Genomic DNA, 13,539 nt, shown 5'->3' with positions numbered 1-13,539 from the left:
GATTAAAAACAAAGTTGTAATCGATTACACAAACATAGATATTTTTTTTAAACGAAAAATAATATTTCCCAAAAATTTCATAAAAAAAATTAGATATTAAAAAATATATTGGTTTTTTCTATGACATATATAATTTATCTCGATATAAAATATTAAATATATTTTTATTATTCGCGCATTTGATTCGATTTTTATAAAAAAAACAATCGATTACATGAATAACTATTACGAAATTATTAGGTGTTAATTTTACACTTAAAAAGTTAAAATCAAGCTAAAAAAATTAGAGAGATTTTATTTATATTTTAAAATTTACAATGATTTTACCTATAAATGAAGTCGGCAAGTTGAAGGAAAAAGTAATTTTGACTATAAGTTTACTTTTTTAAAAGCACAAAAAAAGCCCTTAAACAAACGTTAAGGGCTTAAAAAGATAATATATTAAAGTTTATGCAGGCTGCATCTGAACTTGTTTTTGATGTAACCTCATCAATATGAATGTAATAATCATTCCGATTACCGACATCACAACTCCAATAAGGTTTGGAGACGAATAACTGAAACCCGCAGCCAAAGGTAATCCGCCAAGGAAAGCACCTAAAGCATTACCAATATTAAAACTCCCTTGAAGTGATGCCGAAGCAATCATTTCTGCTCCTTTTGCTGTACGAATCATAAGCATTTGAATTGGCGCAATAACCGAGAATGAAATAGCTCCGGTCAAAAAAGTAAGAAACAGCGATACATATTGATTGAATGAGAAAAAGTAAACTAGAATTAAATCTAAAGACATTACTAATAATAAAGCTAATGTCGTTGGCGCTGGCGAAAAACGATCTGCCAATTTACCTCCAACAAAATTCCCCACTACCATTCCTAGTCCTGCTAAAATCAAGATAGAAGAAACATCTTCTGGTGAAAATTTAGACACATTAATTAATAAAGGAGCAATATAACTGATCCAGGCAAAAAGCCCACCAAAACCAATTGCGGTAATTCCGATAATCAACCAAGCTTCTGTCTTCTTAAAGAACTGAAGTTGTGTTTTCATATTTACACTTTCTCCTTTTTCAAGATTTGGCATCCATAGATAAATGGCCAAGAAAGTCAATAATCCAACAATAGCAATTAATACGAAAGTATAACGCCAAATAAAATGATGACCTATATAAGTTCCAATTGGCACACCTATTAAGTTGGCAATAGTTAAACCAGCAAACATTATAGAGATTGCCTGCGCTTCTTTTCCTTTATCTGCCAAACGGCTTGCGACTACCGCTCCCACTCCAAAGAATGCTCCATGCGGCAATCCAGATAAAAATCTAGATGCAAATAAAATATTATAATCGGGAGCAATAATTGACAATGCGTTAAAAACGGCCAACATTAAAGCTAAAATTAAAAGCATTTTTTTAGGTGCATAATTTCTTCCTGCGATTACTAACAAAGGCGCTCCAATAACAACTCCAAGTGCATAAGATGAAATTAAATATCCGGCAACTGGGATTGAAACTTTCATATCTGAAGCAATATCTGGGAGCAATCCCATCATTACAAATTCTGTAATACCAATAGTTAACCCTCCTAAAGAGAGCGCAATAAGACTTTTTTTCATTTTGATTTATTGTAGAAAGGAATAGATTTCTACGAGGCAAAATTAACACCGTTAGCCTTAAAAAAAATTGTAAATTTGTGACATAAAATTGTATATTTAAGTTATGCCTAAATTAAATCAGTTTAAAACGCTTGTTCTTGATGAATTTGAAGAAGAGAAGTTTCATCTCCCTCCGCATACGCATACGTATTATGAAATCATCTATATAAAGAAAGGAAGCGGAATTCATCACCTCAATAACAATCTGCTTCCGTATAAGGCTGGAGATCTATTTGTTATTTCGCCAGACGACGAACATTATTTTGATATAAAGAAAAGTACCCGATTCATTTTTATCAAATTCACAGATAATTATTTCAACTCCAAACAGAATCTTACTTGCGATGAATTTTTAGTAAATACTCCCGAAAGCTTCATGCGTGATAAGATCCTAAAAGAAACGGTTTTGAAGTTTGACGAACCTTGCAAAACGATTTTAAAAAACACGGTTGAAAACATTGTAACCTACGGACATTATATAGATGTTACCTCATCTCCCATTGTTTTCTATCAAATTCTTTCTCTCTTTGGTTTAATTAAAGAAACAATTCGAGGCATGAATTTACAGATGAAATCGACTCATTTGGATAGCGAACAAATTGCGAATTACATTCATCAGAATATTTATCAGCCCAAACTGGTTCAGGTAAAAGTGATTGCAGATCATTTTAATATTGCTCAAACCTATTTTAGTGCTTATTTCAAAAGAACTTTCAGCATCAGTTATCGCGAATACATTCATAATTTAAGAACGACTTTAATCGAAAAAAGATTTCATAACAATCAATTGCCAATTAAACAGATTGCCTACGAATTTGGTTTTACAGATGAAAGTCATTTGACGAATTATTTCAAAAAGCGAAAAAACATGAAACCAACCGATTTTAAGAAACTGTAGTTATTGAAATCTTAAAAAGTAATTTCTGCACACATTTTTAACTAAATTTGTACTTCTAAAAACAATTTCTTTGAAAAAGAAAATCCATATAATGCTGCTTTTTATAACACTCAGTTTCTTTTTGAATCCGAGTTATACCTACGCATGCAATATGGTGCATCATAAAGAAATTGCTTCTAAAGAAGAAAACAGCTGTTCTAAAAAATGCTGCGAAAAGAAAACTTCAAAAAAGGAAAAACACAATTGTGACGGAAAATGTCGTCATTCTGGCTGTACAACTTCTGCATTGCAATTTGTTATTTTAACTTCAAATGATCTTGAGTTACAAAATGATGTTTTCAATTTTTCTTTAAAAAACACTATTTCATCTTACAGTAATTCTACAATTTCTTCTGGATTTACTTCTATTTGGCTGAAGCCGAAAATATAATTATCGTATTTATGACAGCCCATATTGGGTCTTTTTTAAAACGAAATTTTTAATTAATTTTAAAGGAAATAAAATCCTTTACCTAAATATTATATACAATGAAAAAATCAATCATAGCTTTAGCAACAGTACTTACCGTATTATTAAGTGCAAATAACATTCAGGCAAATACAACAAAATTAGAATCGGGAACAACAGAAATCGTTGATGCGAGTCAGCTTCAATCTGTTTATGATGCTTATTTTACTGTAAAAGATGCACTTATTAAAAGTGACAGCAAATTGACTTCGGCGAAAGCCAAAGACTTACTGACAGCGATTACTGCGGTAAAAATGGACAAACTAAAAAGCAACGAACATACGGTTTGGATGAAAGTGGTTAAAAAACTAACTGCCGATGCTAAAAGTATTTCAACAACAACAGATCTTAAAAAACAACGCGAGACTTTTAAATCTTTATCTAAAAACACTTATGATTTAATAAAAGTTTCAAGTCCAGAACAGCCAATCTACAAACAATATTGCCCAATGGCAGATGCTGATTGGTTGAGCAAAGAAAAAGCAGTTAAAAATCCGTATTACGGTTCTTCTATGTTGACTTGTGGAAATGTGGTAGAAACGATTAAATAATATGAAGCTTTACATCAAAAATATGGTGTGCAGCCGATGCAAAATGGTAGTGAAGTCTGAGTTCGAAAAACTCGGACTTCCTACTATTTCTGTTGAATTGGGTGAAGTCGAACTGGAAAAAGAAATCAGCGACGAGCAAAAAGAAGTTCTATTAGAAAACCTTCAAGTTTTAGGTTTTGATTTAATTGACGATAAAAAAACAAAAACCGTCGAAAGAATAAAAAATCTGATTGTCGATTTAGTGCATCATAAAAACAACGAACTTAAAATTAACTTATCTGATTATTTGGCAGAAAACTTAAATCAGGATTATAATTCGTTAAGCAACTTATTTTCCGAAATTGAAAATACCACGATTGAAAAGTATTTCATCAGTCAGAAAATTGAAAAAGTAAAAGAATTATTGATTTATAATGAGCTTTCGTTAAGCGAAATTGCAGATATTCTCAACTACAGCAATGTGGCACATTTGAGCAATCAATTCAAGAAAATTACCGGCTTTACCCCTACTTCGTTCAAACAATCAAAAGATAAAATGCGTATTCAGATCGAGAATATATAGTTGATTTAACCGCAAAGGACGCAAAGAATTTACACAAGGTTCGCAAAGATGTTTTAAGACAAAGCTTTGCGAACTTTGCGTTTTTATATAAAACCCTGCATAGCAAAAAATCCTTGCGTCCTTTGCGGTTAAATAAAATTTTGTAAATCTTACAAATCATTCCCAAAATTGTACAAACCGAACTCACAGATACTTCGGAAATTTGCATTGTAATACTTAAAAACCAATAAAATGACTCATCAATATATAATTTCAGGAATGTCTTGCAACGGATGCCGAACCAAAGTTGAAAAAACTCTAAACGAAGTAGAAGGCGTTCAGGCAGAAGTAACCTTGAATCCGCCAACGGCTACGATTACAATGGACAAACATGTTCCAACAGAAAAATTTCAAGAAGTTTTGTCTGCTGCAGGAAATTATACTATCGAAATGGATTCTCCTAAAAATCATGGCGAAGCTGCTAAATCTTGCTGTTCTGTCCATAAAAAAGAGAACCACGATCATCATAAAACAGAAACTAAAAAAATACATCAGCACAGTGCAAATGGCGTTTATTACTGCCCCATGCATTGCGAAGGCGACAAAACATACAATAAACCCGGAGATTGCCCAGTCTGCGGAATGGATTTAGTTCCGCAAATTGCCATAACTGCAACGCAATTTACTTGTCCAATGCATCCAGAAATCATTTCAAACGAACCTGGCGATTGTCCGATCTGCGGAATGGATTTAGTTCCAATGCAAGCTTCAGAAAGTGAAGAAAACAAAACCTATTCTGATTTATTGAAGAAGATGAAAATTGCGATTTTGTTTACACTTCCTATTTTCATTATCTCAATGTCAGAAATGATTCCGAATAATCCACTCTATAATATAATGTCTATCGAAAAGTGGAATTGGGTTCAGCTTTTATTCTCTATTCCCGTTTTGTTTTATGCAGGATGGATGTTTTTCGTTCGCGCTTACAAATCTATTGTGACTTGGAATTTAAATATGTTTACTTTAATTGGAATAGGAACCAGTGTTGCGTTCCTATTTAGTATTGTCGGAATGTTTTTCCCAGATATTTTTCCATCGGAATTCAAATCACATCACGAAACAATTCATTTGTATTTTGAAGCTGCGACCGTAATTATCACTTTAGTTTTATTAGGACAATTATTGGAAGCCAAAGCTCATGGACAAACAAACGGAGCCATAAAAGAATTATTAAAATTAGCGCCAACTGAAGCGACTTTAGTTGAAAACGGAGTAGATAAAGTAATCTCTATTCATACTATTAAAAAAGGCGATTTACTTCGTGTAAAACCAGGAGAGAAAATTCCGGTTGACGGAAAAATAACTTCTGGCGAAAGCAGCATCGACGAATCTATGATTACGGGAGAACCAATTCCGGTTGATAAAAAAATGGACGATGCCGTCATTTCCGGGACTATAAACGGTACCAAATCATTTGTGATGATTGCTGAAAAAGTAGGATCAGAAACCATGTTATCGCAAATTATTCAAATGGTAAATGATGCCAGCAGATCTCGCGCTCCAATTCAGAAATTAGCCGATCGCGTTTCTAAATATTTTGTGCCGACAGTTGTGATCATTTCGATTTTAACATTCTTTCTTTGGGCAAAATTTGGTCCAGAACCCGCTTACGTTTACGGATTAATTAATGCGATTGCCGTTTTAATTATTGCTTGCCCTTGCGCACTCGGATTAGCAACGCCAATGTCTGTAATGGTTGGAGTGGGAAAAGGCGCTCAAAACGGAATCCTGATTAAAAATGCCGAAGCATTAGAAAACATGAATAAAATTGATGTTTTGATAACCGATAAAACAGGAACAATTACCGAAGGAAAACCATCTGTAGAAAAAATATATTCAATTAATAATGAGGAAGATTTTCTGCTTCAAAACATTGCCTCTTTAAATCAGCATAGCGAACATCCTTTGGCGCAAGCTGTAGTCAATTTCGCGAAAGCAAAAAACACTAAATTTAAAGAAGTTCAAGGTTTTGAAACCATAGCTGGAAAAGGTGTTTTAGGAAACATTGAAAGCAAAAAAGTTGCTCTAGGAAATAAAAAATTAATGGAAGAAATAGGCGCTTCTGTTTCTGATGATTTAGAACAAAAAGTTATTGCCGAACAAAATTTAGGAAAAACTATTTCATATATCGCAATTGACACTATTGTTTTAGGCTATGTTGCCATTACTGATGCTATCAAAGAAAACAGTGCAAAAGCCATTAAAGAATTAATCGCTCAAGGTGTTGAGGTTATCATGATGACGGGCGATAATCATAATACCGCAAAAGCTGTTGCTGAACATTTGCATCTGAGTTCCTTTAAAGCAGATTGTCTTCCAGAAGATAAACTAAAAGAAATCGAACGTCTTCAAGCACAAGGAAAAATTGTAGCCATGGCGGGAGATGGAATTAATGATGCGCCAGCTTTAGCGCAATCGAATATCGGAATTGCAATGGGAACAGGAACTGATGTTGCGATAGAAAGTGCTAAAATTACTTTGGTAAAAGGCGATTTAAACGGAATCGTAAAAGCTAAAAACCTCAGCCATGCCGTAATGTCAAATATCAAACAGAATTTATTTTTTGCTTTTATCTACAATACTTTAGGCGTGCCAATTGCAGCGGGGATTTTATATCCGTTTTTAGAGATCTTACTTTCGCCGATGTTGGCTGCTGTTGCCATGAGTTTGAGTTCAGTCTCAGTAATTGTAAACGCTTTACGATTGAGAAATCTAAAATTATAATTTATGATTAATATCAAATATATCCTAATACTTTCTTTAATCGCTTTTCAGCTAAGGGCTCAAAAAGTAGTGCGTTATGATTTGCATGTTCGTGATACCATTGTCAATTTTTCGGGTAAAGAAAAACGAGCGATTGCAGTAAATGGACAAATTCCGATGCCGACTCTAACTTTTACCGAAGGGGATATTGCAGAAATTTACGTACATAACGAATTAAAAAAGGAAACAACTTCGATGCATTGGCACGGATTGTTTTTACCTAATAAAGAAGATGGCGTTCCGTATTTAACTCAAATGCCGATTGAACCTAGAACTACTCATAAATATACCTTTCCGATTATTCAGAACGGAACGTATTGGTATCACAGTCATTCTGGTTTACAGGAACAAATTGGTTTATACGGCCTTTTTATCATCAATAAGAAAAAAGACGATTCAACGATCAGAAAGGGAATTGACGATTTACCGACAATCCCAGTTATTTTAAGCGAATGGTCGGATTTGAAACCAGAGAATATTCAGCGAATGCTGCACAATGCCAACGATTGGTTCGCAATTAAAAAAGGAACAACGCAAAGTTATGCCGAAGCTGTAAAACAAGGACATTTTTCTACCAAAGTGACCAACGAATGGAAAAGAATGAACGCGATGGATGTCAGCGATGTATATTATGAAAAGTTTCTCATTAATGGTCAAAATGAACAACAGTTTTCTGATCTTAAACCAGGTTCAAAAGTCCGATTGCGAATTGCAAACGGAGGCGCTTCCAGTTATTTCTGGCTGACTTATGGTGGAGGAAAAATCACCGTTGTAGCTAGTGACGGAAATGATGTTGAACCTGTAGAAGTCGATCGTTTGATTATTGCGGTTTCTGAAACTTACGATGTTGTAGTGACAATTCCAGAAAATAATAAATCTTTTGCTTTTTTGGCTACAGCCGAAGACAGAACGGGATCAGCATCTTTATTTTTAGGAAATGGAGAAAAACAGCCTGTTCATCATCTTTCAAAACTAAAATATTTTGAAGGCATGAAAATGATGAACGATATGATGAAAATGAACGGCGACATGAACGACATGGGCATGAATATGTCTTTGAACAAAATGGACATGAATGCCGTAATGTATCCTGAAATTTCGGGTGAAGATGAGAATGCAAAACCTGCTATGGATCATTCAAATCATAATATGGAAGGCATGAAAATGGAAAGCGATAGTACTGAAACTTCAGAAATTGTGACTTTGAATTACGGAATGCTGAAATCTCCTTTTAAAACCAATCTTCCGAAAGATGCGCCTGTAAAAGAATTGCGTTTTACGCTTTCTGGAAATATGAATCGTTATGTTTGGAGTCTGGACAATAAAGTAGTTTCTGAAACTGATAAGATTTTAATTAAAAAAGGAGAAAACGTTCGTATTGTTTTATATAATGGTTCGATGATGCGCCACCCGATGCACTTACATGGACATGATTTTAGAATTCTGAACGAACATGGCGATTATTCTCCACTGAAAAATGTCATTGATATTATGCCAATGGAAACCGATACCATCGAATTTCAGGCAAATGCTGATGGCGACTGGTTTTTTCATTGTCATATTTTATACCACATGATGGCCGGAATGGGAAGGATTTTTAGTTATGAAAATTCAGCGCCAAATCCGTTGATTCATCATCCAGAAATGGCTTTTAAAATGTTGAAAATGGATGACCGTATGTTTCATTTTATGGCTGAAAATGATTTTGCAACCAACGGAAATGATGGTGAAGCCATGTTCAGCAACACACGTTGGAGTATCGGAACGGAATGGAGATTGGGTTATAACGATAAACATGGTTACGAAACCGAAACACACATTGGAAGATATATCGGAAAAAATCAATGGTTAATGCCATTCATTGGTTTTGACTGGCGTTATCGAAAAATGGGAATGGACGAACAGGAACAAAATCTTTTTGGTCAAAAAAACACCAAAGACAATCGTTCGGTTTTTAGTGCCGGTGTCGAATATACTTTACCAATGCTCATAAAAGCACAAGTTGAGGTGTATACAGACGGAAATGTTCGTTTACAATTTGAACGAAAAGATATTCCGCTTTCGCAAAGACTTCGAATGAATTTAATGTGGAATACTGATAAAGAATATATGGCGGGATTGAAATATATCGTTGCCAGAAACTTCGGAATTACAACGCACTATGATAGTGATATGGGAGTTGGATTTGGGGTTAATTTGAATTATTGATTGCTTTTTGAACCATATAAGTGATATAAGTTCATATTAAAATTGTGCGCAAACTGATTTATTACAATTTAAAAAAGCATGGATTATATAATGGCATTAATTTTGAAATGACCAAAATCATCAAAAATTCACTTTAAATTAAATCTTATTTCGAATATGAAAAACATTAAAATTCTATTATTAGTTCTTATAGCTTTGTTCCTAACAAGTTGTGACCCTATTCATAGAATTGATTTCATAAACAATCTTGATAGTAATACTAATATAAAGATAGTTCTAAATTCAAATATTGAGAATTCATATTTAGATGAATTAAGAAAAGGAGATTCAATTATTCTAGATTTGAAATCAAACGGAAACAAAGAAAACAAAGCTGAAATTCCTTTTGCAAGAGGTTTTTTGAGCGATTATAGGATAAATGAAATTTCTAAATCCATAAAAAGTATTGAAATCGAAAATAAAGAAGCTAAAATTATTTACAAATCACCTAATGAAATAAAAGATTTACTATTCGAAAACCAAAAAGGAGTTTTTTTTAAAACCTCAATAACAATAAAAATTGATGATGATTTATTGATTAGTAATACTTCAGTTTTACAAAAACATTAACAATTTGTAAGAATCAGCTATAAGAATTCGAATTATATTTGATTTACCAATTATAATCTCTAACACAAAAAACATTTAAACAAAATGACAAAAGTAATCACCGTAGTAACAGTTGCTTTCTTTTCTATTGGCGTAATGGCTCAGGACACAAAACCAGCAACAAAAGACAAAACCAAAAAAGAATCTTGCTGTAAAAAGATAACAGACAAAAAAGACACAAAATCTTGCTGTGTTAAAAAATAATTGAAATTGATTTCAACAAAAAAGGCCTCAAATAATTGAGGCCTTTTTTTATAGTGTTGCAAAACTTTGACAAAGTTCTTAAATCGTAATTCGTGAATTCGTGGCAAAAAAACTATTTCACTCGAATACTCCATTCAAAATCCATTTCAGAAACTTGAACACCTTCTTCGTTTGTTCCGATCGATTTCATCCAAAATGTCTGCCCTTCTCCAGTTTCGATTGTCTTTTTGATTGCATCGGCAATTAAATGTCCGTCTTTGCAGACAAATGTAATTCGACCCGTTGCTTTTTTAGTGAAGTTCCCTTTGTTGTTGGCTACTAACATAGAAATTTTTTTACCACTTTGCTGAATCTGCGAAATAACTAAGGCTCCTGTTGTCAGCTCGGCTGCCATTGCCTGAACTGCAAAATACATAGAATTAAACGGATTCTGATTGATCCATCTGTGTTTTACTGTTACTGTACAGCTATTCTCATTTATATCCTTTACTCGAACTCCGCAAAAGTATGCTGAAGGAAGTTTAAAGAAGACAAACTTATTAAGTTTTGATACCGAAAGTGCCATGTGATTTATTTTTTTATGTAAAAATACAAAAAAACTATGCACGCACAATATATTATTAATATATCAAAAGGAAGCCAATAAACACAAGGGTTTCAAATGATTTTCAGCAATTTAATCGTTATTTCATAGCTTTAGATTTGTTAATTTTTTGTTAATAATCAGTACTATGTAAAACAAGATACTGTTTTTTAGACATATATTTGCATAAGAAATTACTATATACTTTTAATCATGGAAACAACAACACCACTCATCATGGAAAAAACATCAGAAAAGAATACAGCAGCCTTTACTCATTTGAGTACTTTAACCCAATATATAATTCCGTTTGGAAACTATATTTTTCCACTAATCATTTGGACAAATTATAAAGACAAGTCTGAATTTGCAGATCATCACGGAAAACAGGCTTTGAACTTTCAATTAAGCATTTTGCTTTATTCATTGATTTTAGCACTTATTGCAATACCGATTTTTATTACGGTTTTCTTGCAGAATCTTCCAATCGAAGCTGTTTTTAATGACGATGATTTTGTAATTAGAAACTTTAACTTTCAGGCAAACATTGGTATTTTAAGCGTAGGTATAACAGCCGTTATTCTTTTTGGAGTTCTAAAATTTGTTGAGTTCTTTTTAGTGATTTATGCTTCTATAAAAGCTTCAAACGGAGAATTATACAAATATCCAATTACGATTCCTTTTATAAAGTAATACGAAAAATTAAAAGTTATAGTCGAAACATCAATCAAATCAAATAAGTTTCGAAATCAATCATCAATCAAATCATCATCAATCAAAAAACGAATTGTTCAATCAAAAAAAAACAAAATGAAATTATGAACATTGAAAACACAAAAGCACAGATGCGCAAAGGTGTTCTTGAGTTTTGCATCTTATCTGTATTAAAAGAAAAAGACGCATATACATCTGAAATATTAGACACTTTAAAAAACGCAAAATTACTAGTTGTAGAAGGAACCGTTTACCCGTTGTTAACGAGATTAAAAAATGACGGTTTACTTAATTATCGCTGGGAAGAATCGACCTCTGGGCCTCCACGAAAATATTATGGGCTAACCGAAATAGGACAAACATTTTTAAACGAACTTAGCGGCACTTGGACAGAATTATCCGACGCTGTAAATCTAATCACCAATCAAAATCAATAAGTCATGAACAAAACAGTAAATATTAACTTAGGCGGGATGTTTTTTCACATCGATGAAGATGCATACTTAAAATTGACACGCTACTTTGACGCTATAAAACGATCACTTAACAACTCATCTGGACAAGATGAAATTATTAAAGATATCGAAATGCGTGTTTCTGAATTGTTGACAGAAAAACAAAAAAGCGAAAAACATGTTGTTGGACTGAAAGATGTTGACGAAGTGATTGCTGTAATGGGTCAACCAGAAGATTATAGAATTGAAGACGAAGAAAATGCAAATCAATCTTTCAATAACTACAGCGCAAGAAAACACAAAAAATTATATCGTGACAAAGAAAATGGTATGATTGGCGGTGTAGCGACAGGTTTAGGACATTATTTCGGAATTGACGCCGTTTGGATTAAAATCATATTCTTAATCTTTGTTTTTGCAGGTTTTGGAACAGGAATCTTAGCTTACTTCGTTCTTTGGATTGTAACTCCTGAAGCTGTTACAACTTCTGAAAAATTGGAAATGACAGGAGAACCAGTAACCATTTCTAACATCGAAAAAAAAGTTAGAGAAGAAATTGATTCGCTTTCTGAGAAATTCAAAAATGCGGATTATGACAAAATGGGAAACCAAGTAAAGTCGGGAGCTGGGAGAATAAGTAGTTCATTTGGAGACTTTGTCATGACGGTTTTTAAAATCTTTGCTAAATTTTTAGGCGTAATTTTAATTATCTCAGGGATTTCTACCTTAATCATGTTATTGATTGGCGTATTTACTTTAGGAACTAATATTTTTATTGATTTCCCTTGGCAGAATTTTGTTGAAGCTGGAAACTTTACAGAATACCCGCTTTGGTCGTTCGGATTGTTAATGTTCTTTGCTGTTGGAATACCGTTTTTCTTCTTAACTCTTTTAGGATTTAAACTGTTATCTCCAAATTTAAAATCAATCGGAAACATAACAAAATACACTCTTTTAGCTCTTTGGATTATTTCTATCGCAATTCTTACTAGTATCGGAATCAAACAGGCAACTGAAATTTCATACGATAATAAAGTAGTAGAGAAAAAAGTTCTGGCAATCAAACCTACCGATACTTTATACATTAAGTTCAAGTACAATGATTATTACACAAAAAGCTTGAACCACTATAGAGAATTTGAGTTTGTACAAGATTCTGCAAACAAAGAACTGATTTATTCTAATGATGTACGTATACACGTATTACGCACAGACGAATCGACTCCATTTATGCAGATTGAAAAAAGTGCAAGAGGAAACTCTTTTACAAATGCTAAAAAAAGAGCAGAAAAAATCGATTATAAGTTTCAAGTTAACGGAAATCATTTAATTTTGGATAACTATTTTCTGACAGATGTAAAAAACAAATTTAGAGGCCAAGAAGTTGACATCTATCTTTACTTACCAGAAGGGCAATTAGTTAAACCAGATTCTTCTGTAAGAGATTACTATAATTCAGATGACAATTTCTTTGAATTAAATTACAACGGAGATTACAATTACAAAGTTATCGGGTCTAAAGTAAAATGTTTAAACTGTCCTGCTGATGAAGATAGTGACAACGATGAAACTGACTACGAGAATATAAACGAAGAAGTTAATAATGCCATTAATGATGCTCAAATTGAAGCCAATGATACGGTAAGAGAAGTTTCGGTTAAAATTAACGGAAAAGAAGTTATAAACGGAAAGAAAACTAAAGGAAGACTAACCACTGATAAAAACGGAGTAATAATCAAAATTAACTAAACC

Annotated in this window: 13 protein-coding genes; 11 read left to right on the top strand and 2 right to left on the bottom strand. The window is 33.0% G+C overall.

Translation table 11 applies throughout. From position 1 onward, the window contains the following. Positions 1-448: 448 nt before the first annotated feature. Positions 449-1,615, bottom strand: coding sequence for an MFS transporter (locus SOM12_RS08980; RefSeq protein ID WP_095929455.1), 1,167 nt, complete (start codon positions 1,613-1,615; stop codon positions 449-451). A 103-nt stretch (positions 1,616-1,718) separates the two neighbouring features. Between SOM12_RS08980 and SOM12_RS08975 the strand changes: the two genes are divergently transcribed. The 8 genes from SOM12_RS08975 to SOM12_RS08940 all read left to right on the top strand — a co-directional run bounded on the left by SOM12_RS08975 (position 1,719) and on the right by SOM12_RS08940 (position 10,035). Beyond that, positions 1,719-2,552, top strand: a complete 834-nt coding sequence (locus tag SOM12_RS08975) for an AraC family transcriptional regulator (protein WP_095929454.1) — start codon at positions 1,719-1,721, stop codon at positions 2,550-2,552. A 70-nt stretch (positions 2,553-2,622) separates the two neighbouring features. Further along, positions 2,623-2,982 (top strand): hypothetical protein, encoded by a 360-nt coding sequence (locus SOM12_RS08970; protein WP_253251800.1) that lies wholly within the window; start codon positions 2,623-2,625, stop codon positions 2,980-2,982. 98 nt (positions 2,983-3,080) lie between these two features. Continuing rightward, the gene (locus SOM12_RS08965; protein WP_320493128.1) at positions 3,081-3,611 is read left to right on the top strand and encodes a DUF3347 domain-containing protein; all 531 of its coding nucleotides are present in this window, start codon (positions 3,081-3,083) and stop codon (positions 3,609-3,611) included. Between the two features lies 1 nt (position 3,612). After that, positions 3,613-4,173 (top strand): AraC family transcriptional regulator, encoded by a 561-nt coding sequence (locus SOM12_RS08960; protein WP_320493126.1) that lies wholly within the window; start codon positions 3,613-3,615, stop codon positions 4,171-4,173. 231 nt (positions 4,174-4,404) lie between these two features. Further along, positions 4,405-6,936, top strand: coding sequence for a heavy metal translocating P-type ATPase (locus SOM12_RS08955; protein WP_320493125.1), 2,532 nt, complete (start codon positions 4,405-4,407; stop codon positions 6,934-6,936). A 3-nt stretch (positions 6,937-6,939) separates the two neighbouring features. Further along, the gene (locus SOM12_RS08950; protein WP_320493124.1) at positions 6,940-9,183 is read left to right on the top strand and encodes a multicopper oxidase family protein; all 2,244 of its coding nucleotides are present in this window, start codon (positions 6,940-6,942) and stop codon (positions 9,181-9,183) included. Between the two features lie 156 nt (positions 9,184-9,339). Beyond that, entirely contained in the window at positions 9,340-9,792 is a 453-nt protein-coding gene (locus SOM12_RS08945) for a hypothetical protein (RefSeq protein ID WP_320493123.1), read from the top strand. A gap of 84 nt (positions 9,793-9,876) precedes the next feature. Continuing rightward, positions 9,877-10,035, top strand: a complete 159-nt coding sequence (locus SOM12_RS08940; RefSeq protein WP_320493122.1) for a hypothetical protein — start codon at positions 9,877-9,879, stop codon at positions 10,033-10,035. A 112-nt stretch (positions 10,036-10,147) separates the two neighbouring features. On the opposite strand, the gene SOM12_RS08935 is transcribed toward SOM12_RS08940, so the two are convergent. Next, on the bottom strand, positions 10,148-10,600 hold the full coding sequence (locus tag SOM12_RS08935; protein WP_320493121.1) for a DUF4442 domain-containing protein: 453 nt from the start codon (positions 10,598-10,600) through the stop codon (positions 10,148-10,150). 255 nt (positions 10,601-10,855) lie between these two features. Between SOM12_RS08935 and SOM12_RS08930 the strand changes: the two genes are divergently transcribed. From SOM12_RS08930 to SOM12_RS08920, 3 genes are all read left to right on the top strand, one after another. Next, the gene (locus tag SOM12_RS08930) at positions 10,856-11,311 is read left to right on the top strand and encodes a DUF4870 domain-containing protein (protein ID WP_320493120.1); all 456 of its coding nucleotides are present in this window, start codon (positions 10,856-10,858) and stop codon (positions 11,309-11,311) included. A gap of 125 nt (positions 11,312-11,436) precedes the next feature. Then, positions 11,437-11,769 (top strand): PadR family transcriptional regulator, encoded by a 333-nt coding sequence (locus tag SOM12_RS08925; protein WP_008464689.1) that lies wholly within the window; start codon positions 11,437-11,439, stop codon positions 11,767-11,769. A 3-nt stretch (positions 11,770-11,772) separates the two neighbouring features. Next, positions 11,773-13,536, top strand: coding sequence for a PspC domain-containing protein (locus SOM12_RS08920; protein ID WP_320493116.1), 1,764 nt, complete (start codon positions 11,773-11,775; stop codon positions 13,534-13,536). Positions 13,537-13,539 lie beyond the last annotated feature (3 nt).

It is taken from the genome of Flavobacterium sp. CFBP9031, assembly GCF_034044945.1.
Classification (GTDB): Bacteria; Bacteroidota; Bacteroidia; order Flavobacteriales; family Flavobacteriaceae; genus Flavobacterium.
The sequence above is the reverse complement of the archived record's forward strand: the minus strand, read 5'-3'. Positions and strand labels throughout refer to the sequence as shown.

Coding starts and splice junctions, on each gene's coding strand:
- SOM12_RS08950 (WP_320493124.1), top strand. CDS start 6,940: ATGATTAATATCAAATATATCCTAATACTTTCTTTAATCGCTTTTCAG.
- SOM12_RS08945 (WP_320493123.1), top strand. CDS start 9,340: ATGAAAAACATTAAAATTCTATTATTAGTTCTTATAGCTTTGTTCCTA.
- SOM12_RS08940 (WP_320493122.1), top strand. CDS start 9,877: ATGACAAAAGTAATCACCGTAGTAACAGTTGCTTTCTTTTCTATTGGC.
- SOM12_RS08975 (WP_095929454.1), top strand. CDS start 1,719: ATGCCTAAATTAAATCAGTTTAAAACGCTTGTTCTTGATGAATTTGAA.
- SOM12_RS08925 (WP_008464689.1), top strand. CDS start 11,437: ATGAACATTGAAAACACAAAAGCACAGATGCGCAAAGGTGTTCTTGAG.
- SOM12_RS08980 (WP_095929455.1), bottom strand. CDS start 1,615: ATGAAAAAAAGTCTTATTGCGCTCTCTTTAGGAGGGTTAACTATTGGT.
- SOM12_RS08920 (WP_320493116.1), top strand. CDS start 11,773: ATGAACAAAACAGTAAATATTAACTTAGGCGGGATGTTTTTTCACATC.
- SOM12_RS08960 (WP_320493126.1), top strand. CDS start 3,613: ATGAAGCTTTACATCAAAAATATGGTGTGCAGCCGATGCAAAATGGTA.
- SOM12_RS08955 (WP_320493125.1), top strand. CDS start 4,405: ATGACTCATCAATATATAATTTCAGGAATGTCTTGCAACGGATGCCGA.
- SOM12_RS08965 (WP_320493128.1), top strand. CDS start 3,081: ATGAAAAAATCAATCATAGCTTTAGCAACAGTACTTACCGTATTATTA.
- SOM12_RS08935 (WP_320493121.1), bottom strand. CDS start 10,600: ATGGCACTTTCGGTATCAAAACTTAATAAGTTTGTCTTCTTTAAACTT.
- SOM12_RS08930 (WP_320493120.1), top strand. CDS start 10,856: ATGGAAAAAACATCAGAAAAGAATACAGCAGCCTTTACTCATTTGAGT.